3 protein-coding genes are annotated in these 3,395 nt (G+C 59.4%); all 3 read left to right on the plus strand.

Annotated elements, in window-relative coordinates; translation table 11 throughout:
- Positions 1-937: GTPase ObgE (gene obgE, locus V3W31_02225; GenBank protein ID MEE9613753.1), on the plus strand; the 937-nt coding region annotated here is incomplete at its 5' end.
- Positions 909-2,018, plus strand: coding sequence for a glutamate 5-kinase (gene proB, locus V3W31_02230; protein MEE9613754.1), 1,110 nt, complete (start codon positions 909-911; stop codon positions 2,016-2,018). The genes obgE and proB, both read left to right, overlap by 29 nt.
- 15 nt (positions 2,019-2,033) lie before the next feature.
- Positions 2,034-3,290 (plus strand): glutamate-5-semialdehyde dehydrogenase, encoded by a 1,257-nt coding sequence (locus V3W31_02235; protein MEE9613755.1) that lies wholly within the window; start codon positions 2,034-2,036, stop codon positions 3,288-3,290.
- Positions 3,291-3,395: the final 105 nt, after the last annotated feature.

The following is a 3,395-nucleotide window of genomic DNA, read 5'->3' on the forward strand; positions in this document are numbered from 1 at the left end:
CGGCGGTGACGGCGGCAGGGGCGGGGACATCCGCTTCATTTCGGACGGCCGCATGACGAGCCTCCTGGACTTCCGCTACAAGCGCCATTACGAGGGGGGCAGGGGGGGGCACGGCATGGGCTCGGACCGTCACGGAAAGGATGGGGAGGACGCGGTTATGCACGTCCCGCCGGGTACCCTTATAACGGACTCCGGCACCGGAGAGCGGCTTGCGGACCTTACCCGCGACGGGGAGGAGTTCCTTTGCCTCAAGGGGGGGAGGGGCGGTAAGGGGAACGCGCACTTCAAGAGCTCGACGCGGCAGGCCCCGCGCTTCGCCCAGCCCGGTGAGGAGGGAGAAGAGATGGAGTTACAACTGGAGTTAAAACTCCTTGCCGACGTGGGGATAATAGGCTTTCCGAACGCCGGGAAGTCCACGCTTATCTCGCGCATCTCCGCAGCTAAGCCGAAGGTGGCGGACTATCCGTTCACGACCCTCGTGCCGCATCTCGGCGTGGTGAGGCGTGACGATAAGGACTTTATAGTGGCCGACATACCCGGGCTCGTCGAGGGCGCGCACACGGGGAAGGGGCTCGGGATAAGGTTTTTGAAGCACATAGAGAGGACCTCGCTTTTTATCCATATCCTGGACCTCTCGCCGGATACGGATAGGGACCCGATGGAGGATTTTAAGGTTATCATGCGAGAGCTGGAGGCCTTCAGCCCGGAGCTGGCCGGGAGGCCCTCGGTCCTGGTCTTGAATAAGGTGGACTTGACCGAGGCCCGCGAGGCGTTGCCGGGGTTGTTGAAATTTTTCACGGGTAAGGGTATAAAGGTATTTCCCGTGTCGGCCGTTACGGGCGACGGGCTCACCGAGCTCGTGGACTGGGTTGGCACTGAGGTGGAGAGGTTAAAGAGTGAAGGAAAAAATGGGGGAAAAAAAGAGAGAGATAGTTAAGAAGGCTAAGCGGGTCGTCGTTAAGGTCGGGAGTGCCGTCATTGCCGGGGGCGACTTCGACCGGATAGCCGGGGACTTGGCTGCCCTGATCTCCGAGGGCAGGGAGGTTGTGCTCGTATCTTCCGGCTCTATCGCCATGGGCATGGAGAAGCTCGGCCTTAAGGAGCGTCCTTCGGCCATACCGGAGAGGCAGGCCATTGCCGCGCTCGGCCAGACCGCGCTTATGGCCCGCTATGAGGAGGCCTTCGCGAAGTTCGACAGGAAGGTGGCCCAGATACTCCTTACCCACGACGACTTCGCCGACCGCAAGAGGTTCCGCAACGCGCAGAATACGGTAAGTGAACTTCTCGATATGGGCGTGGTGCCCGTTATAAACGAGAACGACACCGTGGCGGTCGATGAGCTCAAGTTCGGCGATAACGACAACCTCTCCGCGCTTACTACGAGCCTCTGCGGCGCGGACGTCCAGATCATATTGACGGACATAGACTCCGTATACGACAAGAACCCCCGGAAGCACGACGATGCCGGGAGGATTTCCTTTATAGAGGATATCGATTCTTTCGAGCTGCACCCGTCGAGCATTGATACGGGGGCGTATGGCACGGGCGGGATGGTGACGAAGGTATCTTCGGCCGCCACGGCCGCGCATCACGGTTGTGCCACGGTGATCGCCAGCGGCATGGAAGACGGGGTGATGGCGAGAGTCTTTGCCGGAGAGGACGTGGGGACCTTTGTTCCGGCGAAGGAGGACCGGCTTACCAGGAAGAAGCACTGGATAGCCTACTCCACCCGGCCGACCGGCAGGGTCTTCGTGGACGACGGGGCCAGGGGGGCGCTCGTCGGGAAGGGGAAGAGCCTTCTGCCTTCCGGCATAGTGAAGATCGACGGCACCTTCGAGGCCGGAGAGGTCGTCCACTGCGTGGACTCCGGCGGTATGGAATTCGCAAGAGGCGTGGTCAACTATAACTCCGGCGAGATAGACAGGATAAAGGGGCTCAAGAGCGGAGAGATAGAAGCCGCGCTCGGCTACAGGGTCTATGATGAGGTCATACACAGGGATAACCTGGTGGTAATGTAAATAAGGAGCGTACCGATGTCCATAGCGAAAGATATGTTGAAGGTTGCTCAAGCCGCGAGGGAGGCCTCTCTTGAGGTGGCAAGGCTCGGCACTGCCGTTAAGAACCGGGTGCTTGTAAAGATGGCCGCCGAACTCAGGGAAAATTCTTCCTCCCTTAAGGAGGAGAATAAGAAAGACCTTGCGGGAGCTAAAGAGCGGGAGCTTACAAAGGCTATGACCGAGAGGCTCACCCTCTCGGATAAGGTGATAGAGGGGATGGCCGCCGGATTGGAGGAGGTCGCGGCCCTGCCGGACCCGGTCGGAGAGGTAACCGGGATGTGGACCAGACCGAACGGCCTCGTCGTCGGAAGGAAGCGCATACCGCTCGGGACCATAGGGATAATTTACGAGTCGAGGCCCAACGTAACGGCCGACGCCGCCGGGCTGTGCCTCAAGTCGGGCAACGCCGTAGTCTTGCGCGGTGGGAGCGAGGCCATACACTCGAACACCGCCATAGGCAGGGTGCTCTCCGCGGCCTGCAAGGCCGAGGGGGTTACCGAGGCGGCCGTGCAGGTGGTCCCGACCACCGAGAGGGAGGCCGTCTTGGAGATGCTAAAACTCGAAGACCAGATAGACCTCATCATCCCGCGCGGCGGGGAGGGGCTTATAAGGTTCGTCTCCGAGAACTCGCGCATCCCGGTGATAAAGCACTATAAGGGGGTCTGCCACGTATACGTGGACGAGCATGCGGACGTAGAGATGGCCGGGAATATCGCCTTTAACTCGAAGGTGCAGAGGCCGGGCGTGTGTAACGCCATGGAGACGCTCCTCGTTAATAAAAAAATCGCCAAAGAGTTCCTGCCCCTGGCATACAAGAGGTATAAGGACGCCGGGGTGGAGCTCCGCGGATGCGCGGAGACGCGGAAGATACTCAAGGATATAAAGGAAGCCACGGAAGAGGACTGGCATGAGGAGTATCTGGACTTGATCCTCGCCGTAAAGGTGGTCGATAGCCTTGACGCGGCCATAGCCCACATAGACAAGTACGGCTCGCTCCATACCGAGTCTATCGTCACGAAGGATTACTCGAACGCCACGAAGTTCATGAACGAGGTCAACTCGTCTTCGGTAATGGTGAACGCCTCGACCCGCTTCAGCGACGGCTTCCAGTACGGCCTCGGCGCGGAGATCGGGATATCCACGACCAAGCTGCATTCTTTCGGGCCGATGGGGTTGGAGGATTTGACTACGCGCAAGTTTATCGTCTATGGAGATGGGCAGGTACGGGAGTAGTTCGAACCGCCGATTAGCAAACCGCCGATTTTCCCGCCATACGTCGTTGGTGGCGGATTTTGATCCTCGACGTATACGATAATATACGCCTCCGGTACAAAATCC

It is taken from the genome of Thermodesulfobacteriota bacterium, from assembly GCA_036482575.1.
GTDB lineage: Bacteria > Desulfobacterota > GWC2-55-46 > GWC2-55-46 > JAUVFY01 > JAZGJJ01.

Coding starts and splice junctions, on each gene's coding strand:
- proB (MEE9613754.1), top strand. CDS start 909: ATGGGGGAAAAAAAGAGAGAGATAGTTAAGAAGGCTAAGCGGGTCGTC.
- V3W31_02235 (MEE9613755.1), top strand. CDS start 2,034: ATGTCCATAGCGAAAGATATGTTGAAGGTTGCTCAAGCCGCGAGGGAG.